Origin of the sequence: Pseudomonas sp. D4-21, assembly GCF_051132125.1 — a bacterium.
Taxonomy (GTDB): domain Bacteria; phylum Pseudomonadota; class Gammaproteobacteria; order Pseudomonadales; family Pseudomonadaceae; genus Aquipseudomonas.
The window spans coordinates 1764022-1784729 of sequence record NZ_CP071664.1; the positions used below are offsets into that span (position 1 = coordinate 1764022).

The window sequence follows — 20708 nt, forward strand, 5'->3', positions numbered from 1 at the left end:
GCACGTGTCGAAACCTCACTTCAGCCAGGGTTCAGCCCATGTATTCCTGGTCCAGCAATATCGCGCTGTCCAACGCATCCAGCAGCGACTTGCGAACCTTAAGCTTGGTGTTTTTGTGGGCGGTCATATTGATCTTTTTCAACTGACGCGCCGCTTCCAACGCCGTAGCTTGCAATTCGTCCGCCGACACCACCTTATCGAGGAAGCCCGCATCCACGGCGCTCTGGGGATTGAACATCTCGCCATTGATGACCGAGCGGTGGAATGCCGACTTGCGCAACCGATCCCGGGCCAGCTCGATACCGGCATGGTGCATGGTCATGCCGATCTGCACCTCGTTCAGGCCGATCGTGAACGGCCCTTCGACACCAATGCGGTAATCCGCCGACAACAACAGGAACGCTCCCTTGGCGACCGCATGCCCCGGGCAAGCGACAATGACAGGGAAGGGGTGCGACAACAGGCGGCGAGCCAGGGTCGAACCGGACGCCACCAGGCTCACCGCTTCCTTGGGACCTGCGGTCATTACTTTCAAATCGTACCCGCCCGACAGAATCCCCGGCTGCCCGGTAATGATCACCACCGCGCGATCGGCCACTGCCTGGTCCAACGCAGCGTTGAACGCGGCAATCACATCAGGCGAAATGGCATTGACCTTTCCGTTGTTCAAGGTCAGGGTCGCGATACCGTCTTCGAGATGGTAGGCAATCAGGTCGCTCATGACGCTATTCCTTGTAAGAGAAGTCAGCAGACGTTACCCACCGTCGCAGGCCAGGTAAAGCGCCGTGACTGACTCACCGGTCAGCCCCGCCCCTTTCAAACGGCCTCGCCCGCCCGATGGGCCGCGCTTGCTTCTATAAGCGGGCCTGCGGACAAAGCCGAAGTTTGGCCGGTTTGCCATGCCCCGACCCGTTTGAAATGCTGGCCTGCCTTAAGCACATGAAAATTCTGAAAAAAACCTTTGCCATCGCCAAGGCTTTCGACTACATTAGCGCGCCTCGACAGACTGAACAGTTTGCCGAGACACGGTGAAGTGTCCGAGTGGCTTAAGGAGCACGCCTGGAAAGTGTGTATACAGGAAACTGTATCGAGAGTTCGAATCTCTCCTTCACCGCCACATTCTACAAACACAAACCCCTGATTTTCCTAGAGAAAGTCGGGGGTTTGTGGTTTTTGGCGTCTGGAAAAGGGGCGGTATGGGAACAATGTGGGACCAGCCCACGCTTCTGTTCTGGCCGGCACTGCCTGATCTCGAATACTTTCCGAGGAGAGCTGTTTCAACGACCAATCAAAAACGACGACTCGGCCGCCAGGATGTCTACCGCCAACACAGACTCAACGGCCAGGACTCCCCATGACCCACCCCCGCATTGGCTTCGCCTGCCAATACCGGCACCCTGATCGCGGCCTCTCGGCGGCCGCGCTAAAGACAATCGAAGCCCCCTTCAATCCGCGCACCACAACGTTGCGCTGGATGGACAGCGTCTCCCCACAGGTCGCCCGCGACAAGCTGTTGGAAATCATCACGCATAATCTCGACGCGCAGTTACGCCTTATCGCCTACGTCGCCGAGCTTCCCCCGACCCTGCGCATGCTTCGGCTGAGTAGCGATCTATTGCCGTTCTACAGTCATCCGAAGGTGAGCGCGTTCTATCAGGACCCTGCCATCCAAGCCCAACTGGAAGAGCGCTTTGGCGCGATCGGGGACCTGGCGCGTTCAGCGGATATCCGCCTGTCCTTTCACCCTGGGCAATACTGCGTGCTCGGTTCGGATAAACCACCGGTGGTGGAGAACAGCCTCGCCGAGTTCGAGTACCACGCCGACATGATCCGGATGATGGGCTTTGGTCGGCATTTCCAGGATTTCAAATGCAACGTGCACATTGCCGGGCGGCTGGGGGGCGAGGGGATATGTTCGGTCTGGCCACGGTTGTCGGAGGCGGCGCGCAATTGCATTACCTTCGAAAACGAGGAAAAGACCTACGGCCTGGATGATTGTCTGGAACTTGCCGACCTCGCACCCATCGTGCTGGATATCCATCACTGTTGGATCAACGAGAACGATTACATCGCGCCGGATTCCCCACGAGTCGATCGCGTCATCGACAGTTGGCGCGGCGTGCGGCCCACCATGCATTACTCCCAACCCCCGGAGCGGCTTCAGGCGTTGGGTTTCGATGCCGACGATAAGCTTGAGATGGATGCCTTGTTGAGGGTCGTGTCCAAGCGTGACCTGTACGGCCACAGCGCGCAGATGTGGAATCGCTGGACGAACCAGTACGCCCTCAGGTTTCTGGACCGGTTCGACATTATGTTGGAGGCGAAGGACAAGAATCTGGCAGCGCAGGGTTTCTACGAGGACGTTGTACGGCGTTGATGGCGGTATCCACGTGATAGCTCAGCGCCAAACAGCATCAGGCAACCCCACTGCAGTATCGAGCAAAGACCTATACCCGTATGCCGTTAAGGTTCTATTGAAATTTAATGGCTGTGGGAGAACATCATGACCCGGTGGATGAGTTTGGCTTGGCAAGCCCAAGTGCTTGCACTTTCTTTTATATTCTCAGCGGGCAACGGCTGGGCTTCGGACAATGTTCAACGTACCAATACGGATCTGGTTCGCCAGGCTTTCGCGAATTGGCAGGAGGGCAAGGGCACGGTCTTCGACCTGCTGGCGCCGGATGCCAAATGGACCGTGGCCGGCACAAGCCCGGTGTCAGGCGTCTACACCAGCAAGGCTGAGTTGGCCCAAGCCGTGCGCCCGATCACTGCTCGGCTGGCTACGCCGATTGTGCCAACGGTGCAAAGCATCATTGCCGAGAACGACGTCGTGGTTGTTCTTTGGAACGGGACAGCCACGGCACTTGATCACAAGCCCTATAAAAACACTTACCTGTGGCACATGACGCTCAAGGATGGGCAAATCACACAGGTGACGGCGTTGTTGGATACTTACGCATTGGATGAGCTCATGCGTCGGGTGACGCCGCAATAACGCTTACATGGTCCCGCGTCGTCAGGATGATCCGCACCGCCATGACCACCCCAACCAGTACAGCCGCAAGTCCTGATGCCTCTAGAAGCGTCGGAAGTCGGTGGTGAAACCATAGGCCAAGCAGCGTGGCGAACACCGATTCCAAGGCGATCAATTGCCCGGAAAGCACCATGGGCAAACGCTGGGACGCGGCGTTCCAAGCCCAGGCACCGACTAAGGACGACATCAGCGCAATCACGAAACCCCAGAGATATAAACGGCCCGCAACGGAAACGCTGAACCCCAGGCTCGGCAGTTTGAGCAGGTCGAACGCTTGTACCGCCGGTAACAAGCACAAGGTGCCCAGTCCGGCACCGACCATCATGAGGCCAGTCCACGCACCGGATGCGTGGGGTGGCAGCGCGAGCAAGGCGCGTTGGTTCAACCCGCTGAATGCGAGCCATAAGAGCACGGCTGCGATTGAGAACATTAATCCCATCAGCCACGATCCTGCGCCCGCAGCGGGATGATGGAGAGCCCCGAGATTCGACACCAGCAGCCCAACCGTCAAGAAAACCAAGGGGATCGCCAGTTTGCGCCACGGGAGGGTCTTGGCCGTGGCGTTGCCCAGCAGCGCCAGCAACACGGGCACCATACCAATGAAGGCCGGCGTCAGCACCGGCCCGCCGAAGATGATGCCGGCGGCGATGCACGCGCTATAGCCGAGGTAGCCGATCACGCCCAGGCTTGCGGCCACAAGCATCTGATCACACCGCAGGTGCCGAAGCTGGGCCCGGTAGAGCAGCACGACACCCAGGCCCAGGGCACCGGCAACCAGGAACCGTACGACCAACAAGTCGTAGATCGTGTAGGCACCGGTGACGTAAGGCGCAATGAAGTTCAAGGCCCAGCTCAGCGTCGCGATGATTGCGAGGGCCAAGCCCGCGATGAGGTTTGATTGAGCCTGGATCATCAGGCGTGCGCCCCGATACATCGGCCATTGCAGAGTGTCTGCGAACCCCTTATAAAATCTCGCGCTGACATCGCGTCCCTCTCGACCGTCGTTGGCCCTGGATAACAGACCTGCATGGAGCATCATCGTGAGCGAATCACCGCACCCCCTCAACCCCCGACTCAACATTTGCTCGCGCAAGACGTCCCGCGTGCTGCGACAGGCCTGGAGCATCAGCCTCCTGGCCCTGCTCAGCGGTTGCGGAGCGCTGTCGGATGTCCGTTCTTTCTCCACCCCTTACTCAACGCCTGACGGTGGCGAGACCGCGCGTTTGCGGGTGATCAGCGACGGCATGGTCAGGGCCGTACCCAAGTCTGACTGCGTGGACTTCCGCCAGCCAGGCGCCGGGGTCATGGTGGCGTTCCGGGATGGCTATGCCAATCGCAACGGCGAAAGCCTGGGCATGCCAGACGACGACAAGCATTCATCTTCCACGGTCATGACTGAGCTGTTGATACCGGCCGGGCAGCCCATCGCTTTTCATTACATCGGCGATCGATGCTACAACATGTTCAGCTTTGTCCCTAAGGCAGGGGAGGATTACCAACTGGACGCCGCGGGCCGTTTTGAATGTGAAGTGAGGCTCAAGCAACTGCCCGCGGCGACGACGCAACTGCCCCCTTCATTCTTGAAGGACAGCAAATTGTGCAGGGTTACGGATAACCTGTAGCGGGGGGCGGGCACGCCATAACATCTGAAAAAGGAGTTTTCATCATGAGCCCCATTCCCACGCTCCAAACCCGCCGCCTTATCCTTACCCCCCTGGCGCTGTCGGACGCACCGGCAATTCAACGGCTATTTCCGCATTGGGAAGTGGTCCGCTACCTCGACAGTCGTGTGCCCTGGCCCTACCCGGATGACGGCGCGCTGACCTACGTGCGCGATCAGGCGCTCCCCGCTGTTGCCGCCGGACGCGAGTGGCACTGGATGATTCGCTTGGCCGAAGATCCCACTCAGCGTATCGGCAGCATCAGCCTGTACGACCAGCCCGGCAACAACCGCGGTTTCTGGTTGGCGCCGCAATGGCAGGGAAAAGGCTACATGCGCGAGGCTTGCGCGGCGATCAACATCTATTGGTTCGAAACGCTGGAGCGTCCGGTCATGCAAGTGCCGAAGGCGGTGGGTAACCTGGCTTCTCGCAGGATTTCGGAGCGTGAAGGCATGCGGATGGTCGGGACGCAGCAGGGCGACTTTGTCTTTGGGGCGTCGCTCAAGGAGGTTTGGGAGATGACGCGTGAGGAGTGGTTTGGGGAAAAGCTGTGTCAAGGATACCCAGTCGTACCTGAATGAACCCGGATTTTTGGGCGCGGTCTTTCTTATCGGGCCGGTGGAGGCAAGTTTTTCGGGGGCAATGAGTCTGGGGTGAGCGGAGGGAAGAGCCGCTTGATAACCCGAGCGACGGCGCAACCGTCTATCGCGTTTTACCGATGTGTGCAGACATGCTTTGAACTTGTCGCGTTTTCCTCCGACCGAAAACATCAGTAGGTGCGCATAACGAGAATGTTCATGGCTGGCGCACCGACCTGTTCAGGAGGTGTACCAAGATGAAAGCGTTACGCTGGCATGGAAAAAAAGATATCCGCTGTGATGATCATCTGCCCGACCCCACCATAGAAGACCCACGTGACGCCATTATCAAGGTCACCTCGTGCGCCATCTGCGGCTCGGACCTGCACTTGTACGATGGCTTCATGCCCGGCATGAAGCATGGCGACATCATGGGCCATGAGTTCATGGGTGAAGTAGTCGAAGTGGGTTCGGCCAACAAGAAACTGAAAATTGGCGATCGCGTGGTGGTGCCCTTTACGATTTGCTGTGGTGAATGCGATCAATGCCGTCGGGGTAACTTCTCGGTCTGCGAGCGCAGCAACCGCAACAAGGACCTGGCCGACAAGGCCTTCGGCCACACCACTGCCGGGCTGTTCGGTTATACCCATCTGACTGGCGGCTATCCTGGCGGCCAGGCCGAGTACGTGCGGGTGCCTTATGCGGACTTTACCCCGGTGGTGATTCCGGACGGCCTGACCGATGAGCAAGTGCTGTTTCTAGGGGATATATTCCCCACCGGTTGGCAGGCGGCCGTGCAATGCGATATCCAGCCCACCGACACCGTGGCCATCTGGGGCGCCGGTCCGGTAGGACAGTTCACGGTGCGCAGCGCGGTGATCCTGGGAGCCAAGCAGGTGGTGTGCATCGACAACGTGCCCGAGCGCCTGGCCATGGCCAAGGCCGGGGGCGCCATCACCATCAACTTCGATGACGAAAGTGTGCTGGACCGCTTGGCCGAGCTGACGGGCGGCAAGGGCCCAGAGAAATGCATCGACGCGGTAGGCATGGAATCCCACGCGACCCGTTCGTTCGATTCCATCTACGATCGGGTCAAGCAAGCGGTGATGCTGGAGTCAGACCGCCCCCACGTGCTGCGGGAGATGATGTATGTGTGCCGCCCCGCCGGCACGTTGTCCATCCCCGGTGTGTATGGCGGCTTGATCGACAAGATCCCGTTCGGCGCGGCCATGAACAAGGGCCTGACTTTCAAGATGGGGCAGACCCACGTGAACCGCTGGACCGACGACCTGCTCCGGCGCATCCAGGAGGGGCAGATCGATCCAAGCTTCGTCATCACTCATACCGTGAGCCTTCAAGACGGCCCGCAAATGTACAACACCTTCCGGGACAAAAAAGACGGCTGTGTGAAGGTGGTGCTCAAGCCTTGAGCCGACGATGCACCCGTGGCGAGGGAGCTCGCTCCCGCTTGAGTGCGAAGCGCTCACAGAAAAGGGGCCGCTGCTCCCGAGGCGTCGGAGCGGCCCAGCGGGAGCAAGCTTCCTCGCCACGGGGGAGCAGGCGAAAGCCCCCGTCAGAACCCGCTTTCTCTGATCAGAATCGACAACGCATCGGTGAACAGCTCTGCAACCGGGCTGATGCGGGCCCCCTCGATGGACACGTTGCCCAGCCGCATCATCATCTGGGCGGGAGGGGCGTCCAAACGTATTCTCACCCGGTAAAGGGCATCACGGATCTGCAGGTTCCGGTCCTGTTTTGCGGAGACGGCGATGGGACCGCCGTAGGTCGTGCTCAGCATCAGATGCGGGACGTTCTGGGTGCGTGAATCGTCAATGCCGATCACTTCTCCCTCAAGCGTCGTGCCGCTGCCTCCCTGTGCATAGAAGCGCGCGCGAGCGCCAACGGCCACGCGCGAGAGGTCTTGCTGGCGAACGAATGCTTCCACCGTCCAGCTATCGGGGCTGACCAAGACGCCCAGCGGCTGATTGGGCTTGACCCAGACGCCGGGCTGCACGGCGGGGTCGATGTCGATGAGCACTCCGGCCATCGGGGCGCGCAATGTCAGGCGTTGCAACTCGGCCGCCTGGGCGGCGGACTCGGCTTGCTGACGGTTGAGCTGGCTGGCAATCGAGGCATATTTTTCGGCCCCATCGGCAGTTCCGGGGAGTCCGGCGAGTTGCGCGCGCAACGCGAGGGTCGCTTTGTGAGACCGTTCGGCCTTGTCGCGTATGACCGGGGAATCCAGAACGACCAAGGTTGAACCGGCTTCGATCGGTTGCCCGACGAGAGGCATTTCCACCAGCCGGGACGGCAAGGGACTATAGAGCGTGTATTGAACCTCTGCATGCAGCCAGGCGGGCGCCTGCACCTGGGTGCTCCACGGCAAGGCGGCCAATAGCATCAGCGCGCCTGGCCCGAGCAAAAGCAGACGACCTCGCCGCGTGGGGATCTCCTTGCGACGATCCCACCAGACCTTGAGTTCACGCTGGATAGGCATGACGACGAACCATGCAATTTCGACTAGGAACAACAAGATACCCAGCGCCTTGAAAAACAGGTAATACACGGCGACGGCGATGCCGAGAAACACTACCAGGCGATAGATACGGGTGACGATGGCAAAGGCAATGAGAAAACCACGCAGGCGCGGCGCTACGACTTCCGGATCGGGTTCGTCCCAGGACAACAGGCGACGGCGCATCCAGGCTTGCGCCAAGGCACCCGAGCGCTCGTGGAGGTTGGGCAGGTCGAGCCAGTCGGACAGCAAAAAATACCCATCAAAGCGCATGAAGGGGCTGGCGTTGAGGGCCAATGAAATCATCCAACTGGTGGTCGCCAGGAAGAACAGCCCGCTCTTGAGCATTGGGTTTTCGCACAAGGCCCAACCTAGCGTCGAAACTCCGGCAACCAGCAGCTCCACGAGAATGCCGGCACCGGCGATGTGAAAGCGTTGACGGCGGTCGGCGAGCTTCCAGGATTCGCTGGTATCGGTGTAGAGCACCGGCCATAGCACCAGGAACGCCACGCCCATGTGCGCGACGCGCACGCCGTAGCGCGTAGCCGTATAGGCATGGCCGAGCTCGTGAAGGCACTTGGTAATCGCCAGGGCTACCAGATAACCGACCAGGCCTTGCGGTGACAGGCTTTGCTGGAAGCTGGCAACGAACACATCCCATTGCTGTTCGACGAAGAACAGGCCCAGCACGATGGCGAGGGCGATGCACACCAGAAAGGTCCGGCTGAACAGTGGCGCGACCCAGGGCAGGGTTTTTTCTAACAGGCGCTGCGGACGCCAGAGCGGCACGCGCATGAACAGGTAATTGTGAAGCAACCATTGCCAACCGGTGTGCTTGCCTTGCCGGGCCATCTCTTCCAGGCGTCGGGTACCGGTGACGTCGCTGACATGCAATAACTGATGGCGGCTCAGAAACGCCAACAAGGCCGCCAGTTCCGCTCGGCTGACGTTCAGGGGCGTTTCGGCCGCGAGCGCCTCGAGCAAGCGGGTCGGGCTACCCAGGGACCAGCGTGACAGGATCTCGAACTCCAGCCAGCCGATGTTGAAGAACCGGTTACCGACCGGGTCCTGGATCATCCAGGCTGGCGAGCCATCACGTTGCGAGGCCGCGGGAATCAGGCGCAAGTCTTCGCGCACCGCGGGCAGGTGTTCGGGAAGATGTACGTCTGGGTCTTGCAATGTCGATCCGGCCGATGAGCCCGACAGCAGAGTCGCCAGGTCCAGTTCGCTCACAGCCCGCTCCATTCACGCAGGGCGGCCAACGGACGGCGCATGACGTAATAGATCAGCGGTACCGATTCGCCATACAGCTTGGCGGTGCCCTTGAGGCCGATCCGAGCCAACTGGCTGGCATCACCCTGGAACTGCCCCCGAATGCGATACGAGGGAATGTTGTCTGGCGAAAGCGTGGCCTGGTAGCTGGTCTGGATCAGGCTGGCGGTCAAGGGCGATAGCGGCGCAACGTGCAGGAACAGACGAATTTCAGAACCGGTATCGAGGTTGATGGCATTGGCCACCGGGAGCCAGACCAGCACCCCCGCATCTTGCGGGTCGGCCAGCTGGATGATGCGCTCGCCAGTGACCACCGGCTTGCCGATCCAATCATTGGTGTCGCCAAATATCGCGATGCCGTCGCGTGGCGCTCGGACCACATTGCGCTCAAGCATTTCGTCGAGCCAAGCGACCTCGGCCTGTTTCTCCTGCACTTGCCCATTGAGCGCGGCCAGCTCGCCCTTGCTCTGTGCGCTTTCGAAGGCTTTTTGCGCAGCGAGCAACGCTTCGGACCGGGCGACTTCCAGCGCTTGCCGGGCAACCGCGCGGCGATTGCGCAGGGTCGTGTCGTCGAGGCTGAACAGCGGTTGATCCTTTTGCACCATCTGGTTGGGCTGCACCAGGAACTCGTGCACCACGCCATCTTGCGGGGAGGCGATGGCCATCGCGTTATGGGCTTCGATCTCGGCCGGCGCCAGGGCGCTCAGTCGGACCGGCACCAGGCACGCCAGGGCCATGGCCGTCCCCAACGCCAATAAACGCCACGGGCGCTGTCGCCAGACTTGCCAGCGGGCGCCGAGCGTGGGGCGTTTGTTGGTCAGCGCCGCGAGGCAGTAGGCATAGGTTTGCCCCAGTCTGGCGAGCAGGGCCTGGGTATGTTCGTCCGGCTCGGTATCGCAGGCAAGCAGCAACATGCCACGACGTGAATGATCGCGAGGCGGTAGCGGTACGCACAGCAGATGCATCGGCATCCATTCGGTCCAGCCCTCGGCGAAGCTTTCGGGAAGGTCCCGGGCTCGCAACAGATGCAAGACGGTGGCTGGTGTCGATTCGGCCGATAACGCGGGCTGCGTCCAGAGATGCTGGGCCAGCCTCTTGAGCCAGACGGTAAACGGTGTCTCTTCAGGCAGCACCGCCAAGCTGGAAACGTTGCTCAGCGAGGGCTTGCCCAGCACATCGCTGACGAATATATAGCCCTGGCGATAACGCAAAAGCTGCCACGTTTCGTTGACCATCACAAAACCCAGCTCGGCGGTACTGCGCGCTTCTTGTGCGCGCTGCTCAAGATGCAGCAGCACCGCGACCGGGTTGGGCGCTGTATTGGCTTGGGCGTTCATTGCGGCGCTTCGAACAGCGCAGTGCCACTCATGCCGGCGAGCAGATCGACGGGCCGGCCTTCGATCACCCCTTCAAGCTCGATGGTCTGGCTGACGGCGTCGACCTGGCCGTTGATGGCGCTGACTTTGGCGGGATAACGTTTGCCGGTCTCACCCAAATCAACCTGGAAGGGCAGGTCGGGCTTGAGCCAGACCAACCATTTGGAAGGTACATTCACACGTACCTTCAATGGCCCTTTGCTGATGATGTCGAGCAGTGGCTGGCCCAGGTTGACGCCCTGAAAGGCTTTGACCTGGACCTTGACCACGCGCCCGTCGAACGGTGCGAGCACATTGCATTGTTGTTGCTGGGCCCGGTACTGGGCCACCTGGGCAGCGGCTTTCTCTGCGGCACTGGCGGCCAGCGAAACTTCCACCTCGCCGGCGGACTGCAACCCTTGCAAGCGCAGCTTGGCGTCATGGGTTTCACGGGCGGAGCTCAGGTCGGCCTGGGCCATCTTCAGGCGAGCGACCTGTTCGTCGCAGTCGAAACTGACGAGCACGTCACCCTTGCTGAACGTCGATCCCAGCGACGCGTTGACCGCGCGTACCCGCCCCACCAGCTGGCTCGCCAGGGTGGTTTCCTGGTCGGCCACCAGCAGCACGCGTACGCCGGCATCGGTTTCGCTTTGTGCCCATGCCGGTTGCGCTGACACGACCAGGCCGAGCAACGAACCGCCGATCACAGAAAGAGAAACACAACGTGATCGGATCTTCATTTCGAGGCCACCTGTGTTGGGCCCGATTTCAACCACGCGCGCAAATTCGGCACTTCAGCGACCGTGGCGGCTTCGCAGAATGCGTTCAAGGAATCCCTGTCCGGCTGGGCGCGCAACGTGCTCTGGTAGTGACTGGTGCCTGCCACGCTTCCGTCGGCACGGCGCAGGCTGACGCTCCATTCACCGCGACGGATACCGTCCTGAACGTTGGCGATACGCAGTTGCATGATCAGCGTAGGCCCGGGCTGGTTGTTTTCGGCAAGCACGAACTGGTTGCGTTTCAATGCTTGGCGAGCCACTTCGAGCATGTCATTGGCTGCCCGAGCATCGCCTGAGTATTCCAGGCGTACCGCCAGCGGTTGCTGCGAAGGCAACTCTCCGATCGCCGTCGTGAACGCCTGGCGTTCTGAACGGCTCAGGCTTTCCTGCAGTTGTTGCGAGAGTTGCTGCAAGTCGCTGGCGTCGCGCACGTCTTCGGGTAGCACGTCCAGGCCCAGGGAGTTATAGATGCGCCCGAAAGCGGTCTGCGCCGTGGCGTAGGCCGAGTATCGCTGGAACTGTGCGAGCAGGGCGCGGGTTTCGGTGCGAATGACTTCAAGCTCGGAATCGGTGCGGGACGACACCGAAGCGCGGGCGAACTTGGCCATGCGTTGATCGACCTGGCTCGACTGGTCGGCCAGGTCGTAATCGACCAAGGCGAGCTTGTAGCGCTCCACCGAGATGCGCACTTGTGTCAGCACGGCCATCGAGAGCGCAAGGCGGCGCGCGTTGTCGGTTTTTTCCTGGGAGGCGCTGGCTTTTTGCGTGGCCGGGATGGCCGCCAGCTTGAACAGGTTGGCGCTGACCTGTACGCCGCTGTCGACCCAATTGCTGTTATAGAGATACTTGTTGGAGTCGTACTGATCGTTGATGTTGATTCCAAGGCTGGGCAGCAGTGCCAGCAATTGGCGTCGCGCTTCGTCCGCCGAAATGCGCTTGCGATAGTCTTCCTCACGCAGCTCAGGACGCGCCTGTAAGGCGATTTCCTCAAGTTTGGCCATGTCGACCGGGACGCCAGGCAGCGAGGGCTCGCTTTCTTCAGCCAGCGTGAATTGGGTGCCCGGTGGAATGCTCATCAGCGCGGCCAATTCGCGTTTGGCGAATTCCAGATCCTGGCGGCGAGCGTTGAGCAAAGTGGTCGCGTCCAGCAGGGCGCTTTGGTAAGCCAACGCCTGTGCCGGCGGTAGCAGACCCTGTACCTCGGCCTCCCGTGATTTGCCCAGCGCCAGGCGTACACGGTTCAGCAGCTCGTCGGCCTGGCTTTCAAGACGCTGGGCGCCCAGGGCGCGCCAGTAGGAGGTGCGCAAGTCCTGCAGAACCGTTTGCATCACGCGTCGGCGTCGCTCCTCGGCGATCAGGTATTGGTCGGCACTCTGCTTGGCGCGGTAGTAGCTGACGCCAAAGTCCAGCAGGTTCCAGGAAAACTCAGCGTTGGCCAGTGTCCGGTTACGCTCGACGGAGGAGGAGGGGATCAACGAAACCGTGTTGGTTTCAATGCCGACGCTCGTACCACCCGACTCGTTGTTGCGCGACGTGTAGCCAGCCGAGACCAGCATCTTGGGAAGCATGTCGTAACGTGAAACGTCATGCAGGCCCGCCGCCAGAGCCGATTCCATCAACTTCAGGCGATAGTCGAGGTTGTATTTGAGCGAGCGTGCCAGCGCGTCGGCGAAGGTCAATGGCCCCTTGATCGGTTCCTGGTCGGCGTAAAGCTGGAGCTGGTCCCCGGCCACTCGTTGGTGAATTTCATCTTGTTGCAACGGTTTCGGCGCAACGGAGCAGCCTGCCAGGCCGATAACCATGGCCGCGACCCAGCCTGCGCCCAGTACTGAACGATTTTTTTCCATCAAAGACATGTGATTACCGTTTTTATAAGGAAAGTAGAGGACGTTGGGTCAACCTTTGCGCTGGGGCGCCGGTAGCCGTTCGACTTGAGTGGACGAATGAGGCTGGCGCTGTTTGGCGGCCTGGCTGATTTGGTCACTGAAGGAAACGGCCGCCTTGGGCTGATCAGACGGCGGGCTGGGCTTGACTTCTCTTGCCGAAGGCTCTTCAGCCACAGGCTGCAAGGCATCGAAATCGCCGAACAAGCTATGGCCACCGGTGAAATACAGGCTGTCCTTGAATTTGAGCGAACCTTCCTGGTAATCGACGGTTTTTTGCGAATCCTGTACCGCCAGCGTGACGTGTAGGTTAGGAACGAAACCGAGGCCGATCCCGATCGACTCCGAACGTATTTCGCCGCTGTAGGCTTCGGCATAGCCGGAGCGCAGCGGGTCGAGTCGTTCATCGGCCTGGATTTGCGAATCCATCACCGGAAGCGTGACGAACAAGCCCGGCACCATGTCGCGCCGTACGCTCAACGAATCAAGCTGCCAATCCGGGTATTCATGGCGCAGAACGTCGCCGGTGGGCGCGTTCCGATCCGTCGAGACATCGGACGTGGGCGGCAGCGGCAATGTCGAGGAGTCCATGCGCAGCCTCAATTGCGCCGTTGCGAAGCCGCCATGGTCGTCGGTGATCCGATAATCGATGGTCGGCACCGCGCCGAGATAATTGGCGTTCGGTGTAAATACGAAGCGGCCATCGAGGTCGAGCCTAATCGTGCCGACGCCTGGGATTGCCACGCTGTCGCCGGCCGCGAAGGTGCCGGTCACGCCATCCACGGTGAAGTCGACCACATGAATCGCATCGTTCTCGGGGTCGCTGTCGTTGCCGAGCACGCTGCCCCTGATCGGGTCTCCTTGGGGCGCGCTATGAACGCCGTCGTTGACGGCCACGGGCGGCTCATTGATATGGATGCGCACTTGGGCGGTGTCGCTGCCACCCACGCCATCGCTGATCACGTAGGTGATCGTGACATCGCCCGTGACGCCGGGTGCCGGGGTGAAATCCAGGGTTCCGTCTGGGTTGATCGTAACGCTGCCGTCAGCGCTCTGGGCGTGGGTGACGGTGAGCGGATGGCCGCTCGGATCGGTGTCGTTGGCCAACACCGGTATGGATTGGATGGGCGTGTCGCGGTCTGTGAGCAACACCCCGTCATCGTTGGCGACAGGCGTGGAATTGACCCGGATGGTCAGGTCGGCATTGTCGGTACCGCCCGCGCCGTCGGTGATGCTGTAGGTCACCACCGGCACATCGCCGTGGAAGGTCGCAACCGGCGTGAAGAGGTAACTGCCGTCGGCGTTGAGCGTCAGGGTGCCGACACCGGTAATGGTTGCGGTATCGCCAGGATTGAAAGTGCCCGCAACCCCCGCGACGGTAAACCCGGCGACGCTCAGCGGATGACCTTCCGGATCACTGTCGTTGGGCAGGACGTTGCCGCTGGCCGACGTGCCCTGCTGGACGGTTTGCAGCCCATCGTCTACCGCCACTGGCGGCGCGTTGACCCGAATCGTCAGGTCGGCGCTGTCGGTACCGCCCACGCCGTCGGTGATGCTGTAGGTCACCACCGGTACATCGCCGTGGTAGGTGGGGATCGGCGTGAAGAGGTAGCTGCCGTCGGCGTTGAGCGTCAGGGTGCCGACACCGGCAATGGTTGCGGTATCGCCAGGATTGAAACTGCCGACTACCCCCGCCACGGTGAACCCGCCGACACTCAGGGGGTTGCCGTCCGGGTCGCTGTCATTGGGCAGGACATTGCCGCTGGCCGGATCGCCTTGCTGGACGGTTTGCAGACCATCGTCCACCGCAACCGGTGGCGCGTTGACCCGGATGGTGAGGTCGGCGGTGTCGGCGCCGCCCGTGCCATCGGTGATGCTGTAGGTCACCACCGGCACATCGCCGTGGAAGGATGGCGCTGGTGTAAACAAGTAGCTGCCGTTGGCATTGAGCGTCAGGGTGCCGACGCCGGCAATGGTGGCGGTATCGCCAGGATTGAAAGTGCCGACGACCCCCGCGACGGTGAACCCGGTGACACTCAAAGGGTTGCCGTCCGGGTCGCTGTCATTGGGCAGGACATTGCCGCTGGCCGGATCGCCTTGCTGGACGGTTTGCAGGCCATCGTCCACGGCCACCGGCGCGGTGTTGAGGTGGATGGTGATGGTTTGCGTCGCGATTTTCCGCCCTTCGGCGCCTTGGTCCTGGCCGCTGCCGGCAGTGCCGCTGTCGGTGGTGTTCGGGTTCTGGTCGTTGAGCACGAAGTCGACGGCTACGTCGGCGCTGGCCGATGTCGAGGCGTTGGTGTTGCTGTAGGTGACGGCGCCCATCACTTTGCCGACCACTGAACCGTCGGCATCGGCGTTGAAGGTGACTTGCAGCGTGCCCGAGGCATTGCTGATGCTGCCCACGACCACCCCGTCGACGAGCAGGTCGCTGCCGTTGACCTGAACACCGACCGCATCGTTCCCCGCATCGCTGTCGAAAAGGCCAAAGACATCATCGGCATTGCCGCCGCCCTGACGGTTGATGGTCAGCGTCGCGCCCTGCCATTTGTCAGCACTCACATCCAGTTCGAGGTCGCTGACGGTCACATTGCCGTCGCCATCCAGACGAACGGGGTTGCCGCCCTTGGTCACGGTTTGCGAGCTGTCGAGGCCCGAGGCCAAAGGCGCATCGTTGACCGGCAGCACGGTTACATTGATCGTGCGGGTGGTGATCAGCGCGGCGGTGGTGCCGTCGGCGTAGTCGAAATCGCCCGGGTTCTGGTTGGCATCGTCGGTGTCGCCGGTCAACGCTCCAGGACGCTGCCCGGTGCTGCCGCCATCGTTGACGGAAACCGTCACCGTGAAGTTGCCCGTGTAGTCGCTGCCTGCCGGCGCGCCCGTGGCCGTCGGGTAAGTAATCGTCAGGGCCTGCAGACGAGCGTTGACTTCGGCTTGGGTGGCCCCGCTGATCGTCACCGTATCGCTGCCCACACCGCTGATCGAACCACCACTGCCGCCCACGCCGGAAATCACCCCCTGGCTGACGTGTACGGTGGCCGAGAACGTATTGGCACCGTTGGCGTCCGGGTCACTGATGGTGAACCCACCCACGCTGCCGGTCAGGTTGAGGGTCGCCGAGCCTTCCCTGACGGTGACGTCGCTGGCGGTAACCTGGGTCGGGTCGTTGAGGCTGGAAACAAACAGCGTCCGCGTGTTGCTGCCCATATTGAGCGTGAGCGAGCCAGGCAACGCCGCGTAGGGATCGATAACGGTGGCGGGGACGACGGCGGTCGAAGCTCCGGACGGATTCAAGCCGCCGTTGGCCAGACCACTGGCATCCAGCACGCCGGTGGCAACGTCGCGAATGCGGTCGTCGGCAATCACCTGCACCCTGTAGCTGGTGTCGGTGTTGGCAAGGGTGCCGCTGAGGGTAACCTGCAAACCCGCGAGGTAAGCATTGACGTTGGCCAGGCTGCCGCGGATGACCAGTGCACTGTCGGTGCCGGAATGGGTGTCATCGATTTCGAAGCTGGTGTGATCTTCCGTGGGCGAGCTGGTGGAGCCGAGAATGATGTCGGTGTAGCTCGCTTGGCTCAGCGGCACGCCATTGGCATCGGTCAGGCGCACGGTCACCTGAGTGAAGTCCTGTTCCGGCGAAGCGCTCTCGCCTGGCGGTGCGCTGATGCCCCCACCGTCGTTGTAGTCTCGATCCGAGACCGAGAACCCCGGTACGGCCACCGCTGCGCCGCTTTGGCCTATCGCCAGGCTACCGCTGCCTGCGGTTACGGTAGGGGCGTCGTTGGTCGCTTGCAGGGTGATTGCCAGTTCGCTGGTCTGGGCGGGCGACGCAACGCTGCCACTGCCCACGTCACCACCGATGGCGGCGGTGCCTTCGTTCAATTGCACGCTGAGCGTAACGTCGCCAGCAGCGGCACCGTTGTAGTCGTGGTTGGCGTGGGGTGCGCTGGTGTAGGTCAAGCCAGTGCCGGCGGCGTTGAGCAGCGACTGGATATCGTCGGCACGCCCGATCAGGGTCACGCTGTTGCTGTTGTCGCCACTGATGTTCACCGTCCGTCCTGACGGTAGGGTGATGGTGGTCTGCGTACCCGCGCCGCCAATCCCCAATATGCCTTGGCCCGATGGCACGCTGACCGTCACGGAGACCGGAACGTCGAGGGCCGTGGACTCGGTATCGACCACCGAGATGCCGGTGACGGCGGTCGAGCGATCTTCGTTGATCAGTTGGGACGCCGGGATACCCACGCTGGGCAGGCTGTTGATTGTCGACACGCGGACCAACACGCTGGCCTGTGCCAGGTTGAGGTCGGTGCCGGTGACGCTGTCGGTGTATCCATCGAATTCAACGGCGGAGATCGGCTGCCCGTTGCCGCCGGGGGTGGCCGCCTGGTTTTCGCTGCCGCCATTGGCCCCCGTCGTCAGGTTGCCGCCGGCGTCACGCAGCCGATCATCGACCACGACCTGGATACGGTATTGATGGTCCTCGTTGCTGGGGTCGTTGACGCTGGCGGTCAGGGTCGCCAGCGCCGCGTTGACTTCGGCCCGGGTGCCGCGAAGGACCAGGTAATCGCCATTGCCGTCTTTATCGGCGTCTCGGGTAGCGCCGCCGCCCAGGCCGACGGAGAGGGTGACGCCCGCATACTCGCCCGCCGTGAAAGCGGTGCCGTCGGTCTGGGTCAGCCGCACGATGACTTGCACCGAATCCTGCGTGCCGACGCCGCTCAAGTCATCGAGATCGCCCACCGTGAAGCCGCCCACCGGATTGTTGCCAGCGACGGTGCTGTCGATATTGACCGGGTTGTTGGGGGCAGACACCGTTGGCTTGTCGTTGGTCGGCAGAATTTCGATGTTGTAGGTCGATGCCGTGGCGGTGACGCCCTGGGCGAATGAGCCACTGTCGTTGGCGCTGAAATCACCGTCACTGACGATGTAGGAAAATGAGTCGTTGCTGGTTTCACTGCCGTCATGTTGATAAGTGACGCGATTGGCGTCCAGGTCGGCTTGGGTGAAGACCGAGCCGAGCCCGAGGACGCCGCCGTTGAGCATCAACCTGCCATGCTCCGGAATAGCGGTGAGCCGGTATTGGCGCTGTAGGCTGGAGTTATCGTCATCGCCGTACACAAGGTGCGCGCCGCCCACCGAGCCATTTATCGTCCCGGATCCATCGGCATTGGCATAACCCGATGCACCGCCGATCACTGCCGATTCCCCTTCGTGGATGGCGCCCGCTTCACCGGCGACCAGTTGGGATTTGGAATTGAACGCGGGCGCATCGTTGACCGGTGATATGGTGATCGGCACCACCAAAGCCGAGCCGGTGCTGGATTGGTTGGTACCCGCTCCGACGGCCACGCCCTGGTCGTCAACGGGCACCACGGAAAAACTGTCAGTAAAGTTTTCGCTGCCGTCATGGACGTACTTCAGGTCGCCCGCGGCCAATTGTGCCGAGGTCACGGTCTGATTCAACGTCACGGTCACGCCGCCAAGCGTCAGGTGACCGAATTGTGGCAGCGCACTGATCTGCAAGATGACGTCGTTGCTCGTGGCGTACTGGGTGCCGCCGCTGGCATCGGCTTGTCTGTCGGTATCGGCGACCACGATGTTGCCGTTGGTAATGGTGACGGTGCCGCCTTCGGCCGTGAATACCCGATCGTCATTGGTGGCGGTCGGTGTGTCGTTTTTCGGCACGATACTGAGGCTGAAATTTTCGGTCGCGGTGGTCAGCGTCCCGTCGGAAACCGAGAATTGGAAGTTGTCGACAAAGTGTTCGTCGCCGCTGTGCTGGAACGTAACGCGTCCAGCGTCCACGTCGGCCTGGGTGAAGGTGCCGAACGCACCGATCGCCACACCGTCGAGCAGCAATGTGCCGCTGCCCGGCGTGACCAGCACCCGGTACGTCAAACCGTCGGCGGGGGTGAAGTCATCCGTGGCGTTGAGGTCGGCGGTCGTCAGCGTGTAGCTGGCGGCTTCGTCGATCGTCGCGGTTTTGTCGCCGCCGCTGACGGGCGCCTGGTTAGGCGCGGGGTCGGCCGGCAGTGCCCCCGGCAACGTCGATGGCTCGGCCGGCACGTGGACGTTGAACGTCTTGACCGTCAACGAGCTGTTGGCCGCGTCGGTGTCGTAGATACCGCCATCGCGCGCGCTTGGATACAGGCGTACGCCGCCGTCCTTGACGGTAAAACTCATGCTGTCGGTTCGCGCCGTGCCGGTATAGGCCCGAACGTGATAGACCACGTTGCCTGCGTTGATGTCGGCCTGGGTAAAGCTCGATCCCACCACCAGCAACCCACCGTTGAGCGTGAAATAACCGACGTTTCTGTCGGGCACGGCGGTGAGCGTATACCTGAGGCTGGAATCGAAGGAGTCGTTGTCGGTGACCTGCAGCATGGCGTTGGTGACGACGCGAATCGTTTCCCCAGGATTCAGGTTCTGGTCGATGCTGTGATCCAGGACCGGATCGTCGTTGTTGGGCAGGATGGTGAGATCGACGGTCAACGTCGACGTCTTGGGCACACCGGTGCCGCCGCCATCATCGGTGACATTGAGCAAGAAGCTATCGGTGGCGCCGGCCCCGCTGGCTTCGCTGCCGTCGTGGCTGTAGGTGAGCTTGGAGAGGTCCAGGATGACGAAGCTGCTGTCGGTGATCACCACGCCGTCATAGCGCAACGTACCGTGGGTCGGCAGGGAGTTGAGCGTATAGGTGAAGTCGACACCCGGGGATTGATCGGGATCGCCGATCTGGATCGTGCCACGGGGCGTGCCGATCGGGCTGACCAGATTGCCGTTGTCGGTCAGGTTGACGCTTTGCTCGCCCTCGATGATCGTGATGGTGCCGCTCGATGTCGGCGCCTGGTTCACCGGATTGACGTGAACCTGCACGTTGTGGTCGTGAACGACGCCGCCGGCGCCGTCATCGATGGTAATGGTGAAACTGTCGGTGAGGCCCGCGGGATTGATGACCTGGTCGCCATTGTGGCGATAGCTGAGGTTGGCGATCTGGTCGATGGAAAAACTCGACCCTACCCCTAGCTCCTTACCGTTGAGCAACAAGGTGCCATTGCTCGCCAGGGAGGTGAGCTTGATGATGACCTGTTGCTGCACGTTATCGACGTCGGTCATGCCCAGGTTGCTTTGGGTGAAGCCCTTGCCGTCGGGGGAGCTGGTGGCCGGCGAGAAATTCGCCGTCCCGCCTTCGTCCACCTGCAACGCCGGGCCACTGCCGGAAATCGTCGGTGCGTCATTGACCGGGGTCAGGTTGATGTCGATGGTTTTGCTGGTGGTATTGCTGCCGTCGTTGCTGGTCAACGTAAACGAGGCAGCACCATTGAAGTTGCTGTCGCCCCGGAACGACATGCCGTTCAAGGCGGCGTTGATGTCTGCCAGCGAGCCGCTGAAACTGATGCTGGCGCCGCCATTGCCGGTCAAGCCGGTGAGGCCATTGGTACTGGCCAGGTTCAGCGTGCCATGGCTGGCATTCAAGGTGACGTGTTGTGTTGCGCTATCGGTGTCGCTGACGCTGATGCCGCTAATCGCGACGGAAGCATCTTCGGCGCCGCTACGTGCCACGACCGCAGTATCGGCGATGACCGCCGCCGCGCCGTCGAATAGCATTCGTTGTTCAAGGGCGAAAA

The 20708-nt window shown here is 61.5% G+C and carries 12 protein-coding genes and 1 tRNA gene; 6 read left to right on the forward strand and 7 right to left on the reverse strand.

Annotation, left to right across the window (positions count from 1 at the left end):
* Nucleotides 1–31 precede the first annotated feature (31 nt).
* A complete protein-coding gene (locus tag J3Q04_RS08000; protein ID WP_434607061.1) occupies nucleotides 32–721 on the reverse strand; it encodes a crotonase/enoyl-CoA hydratase family protein in 690 nt (229 codons plus the stop codon).
* A 306-nt stretch (nucleotides 722–1027) separates the two neighbouring features.
* On the opposite strand from J3Q04_RS08000, the gene J3Q04_RS08005 reads away from it, so the two are divergent.
* The 3 genes from J3Q04_RS08005 to J3Q04_RS08015 all read left to right on the forward strand — a co-directional run bounded on the left by J3Q04_RS08005 (nucleotide 1028) and on the right by J3Q04_RS08015 (nucleotide 2995).
* Nucleotides 1028–1117 (forward strand) — tRNA-Ser (locus tag J3Q04_RS08005).
* Nucleotides 1118–1354: 237 nt separating this feature from the next.
* A complete protein-coding gene (locus J3Q04_RS08010) occupies nucleotides 1355–2377 on the forward strand; it encodes a UV damage endonuclease UvsE (RefSeq protein WP_434607059.1) in 1023 nt (340 codons plus the stop codon).
* A gap of 126 nt (nucleotides 2378–2503) precedes the next feature.
* On the forward strand, nucleotides 2504–2995 hold the full coding sequence (locus tag J3Q04_RS08015; RefSeq protein WP_434607057.1) for a nuclear transport factor 2 family protein: 492 nt from the start codon (nucleotides 2504–2506) through the stop codon (nucleotides 2993–2995).
* Here J3Q04_RS08015 and J3Q04_RS08020 read toward each other — a convergent pair.
* Nucleotides 2970–3947 carry a DMT family transporter gene (locus J3Q04_RS08020; RefSeq protein ID WP_434607056.1) on the reverse strand — a complete coding sequence of 326 codons (978 nt, stop codon included), beginning with the start codon at nucleotides 3945–3947 and terminating at the stop codon, nucleotides 2970–2972. The two genes, J3Q04_RS08015 and J3Q04_RS08020, sit on opposite strands and share 26 nt — an antisense overlap.
* 127 nt (nucleotides 3948–4074) lie before the next feature.
* Between J3Q04_RS08020 and J3Q04_RS08025 the strand changes: the two genes are divergently transcribed.
* The 3 genes from J3Q04_RS08025 (at nucleotide 4075) to J3Q04_RS08035 (ending at nucleotide 6703) form a co-directional block, all read left to right on the forward strand.
* Entirely contained in the window at nucleotides 4075–4656 is a 582-nt protein-coding gene (locus J3Q04_RS08025; RefSeq protein WP_434607054.1) for a hypothetical protein, read from the forward strand.
* A 44-nt stretch (nucleotides 4657–4700) separates the two neighbouring features.
* Nucleotides 4701–5276: a GNAT family N-acetyltransferase gene (locus J3Q04_RS08030; protein ID WP_434607052.1), complete on the forward strand. Its 576-nt coding sequence runs from the start codon at nucleotides 4701–4703 to the stop codon at nucleotides 5274–5276.
* Nucleotides 5277–5530: 254 nt separating this feature from the next.
* Nucleotides 5531–6703 (forward strand): zinc-dependent alcohol dehydrogenase, encoded by a 1173-nt coding sequence (locus tag J3Q04_RS08035; RefSeq protein WP_434559954.1) that lies wholly within the window; start codon nucleotides 5531–5533, stop codon nucleotides 6701–6703.
* A gap of 143 nt (nucleotides 6704–6846) precedes the next feature.
* Here J3Q04_RS08035 and J3Q04_RS08040 read toward each other — a convergent pair whose 3' ends face one another.
* Genes J3Q04_RS08040 through J3Q04_RS08060 form a run of 5 tightly spaced genes read right to left on the reverse strand, consistent with a single transcriptional unit; the run spans nucleotide 6847 to nucleotide 20688 of the window.
* Nucleotides 6847–9021, reverse strand: coding sequence for an HlyD family efflux transporter periplasmic adaptor subunit (locus J3Q04_RS08040; protein WP_434607049.1), 2175 nt, complete (start codon nucleotides 9019–9021; stop codon nucleotides 6847–6849).
* Nucleotides 9018–10397 carry an efflux RND transporter periplasmic adaptor subunit gene (locus J3Q04_RS08045; RefSeq protein ID WP_434607046.1) on the reverse strand — a complete coding sequence of 460 codons (1380 nt, stop codon included), beginning with the start codon at nucleotides 10395–10397 and terminating at the stop codon, nucleotides 9018–9020. The genes J3Q04_RS08040 and J3Q04_RS08045 overlap by 4 nt, the downstream gene beginning before the upstream one ends.
* Nucleotides 10394–11155: an efflux RND transporter periplasmic adaptor subunit gene (locus J3Q04_RS08050; RefSeq protein ID WP_434607044.1), complete on the reverse strand. Its 762-nt coding sequence runs from the start codon at nucleotides 11153–11155 to the stop codon at nucleotides 10394–10396. Before J3Q04_RS08050 ends, J3Q04_RS08045 begins: the two co-directional genes overlap by 4 nt.
* Entirely contained in the window at nucleotides 11152–13050 is a 1899-nt protein-coding gene (locus tag J3Q04_RS08055) for a TolC family protein (protein WP_434607042.1), read from the reverse strand. The genes J3Q04_RS08050 and J3Q04_RS08055 overlap by 4 nt, the downstream gene beginning before the upstream one ends.
* A gap of 39 nt (nucleotides 13051–13089) precedes the next feature.
* On the reverse strand, nucleotides 13090–20688 hold the full coding sequence (locus J3Q04_RS08060; RefSeq protein ID WP_434607040.1) for an Ig-like domain-containing protein: 7599 nt from the start codon (nucleotides 20686–20688) through the stop codon (nucleotides 13090–13092).
* Nucleotides 20689–20708: the final 20 nt, after the last annotated feature.